Below are 394 nucleotides of genomic sequence, written 5' to 3'. Positions count from 1 at the left end.
AGTATGGCGGTATGGAGGTGCCTGAGGTTAAGCGCCTGAAGTCGCTTGAGGAAGAGAACGCCAGACTCAAGAAGCTGCTTGCTGAAGCCATGCTGGATAAGGAGGCGCTTCAGGTGGCTCTTGGGCGAAAGTACTGACGACAGACCAGAAGCGGGAAGCCGTGGAAGTTATGTGCGAGGCTACGGGTCTGTCGCAACGTCGTGCCTGCATGCTGGCAGGCCTGTCCCTGTCAACCTGCCGTTATTCGGTTCAGCGTCCGGCTGCTGACGCGCAGCTGTCTCTACGCATCACAGAGCTGGCACTTGAACGCCGCCGTTTTGGTTATCGGCGTATCTGGCAGCTTCTGCGGCGTGAAGGTCTTTGTGTTAACCACAAGCGGGTTTACCGTATCTAT

General features: G+C 56.9%; 1 pseudogene. It reads left to right on the top strand.

From position 1 onward, the window contains the following. Window positions 1-394 (top strand): annotated as a pseudogene (locus IFU29_RS22255) (IS3 family transposase); the annotation flags it as partial.

The organism is Erwinia persicina (assembly GCF_014838825.1).
GTDB lineage: Bacteria > Pseudomonadota > Gammaproteobacteria > Enterobacterales > Enterobacteriaceae > Erwinia > Erwinia persicina_A.
The sequence above is the reverse complement of the archived record's forward strand: the minus strand, read 5'-3'. Positions and strand labels throughout refer to the sequence as shown.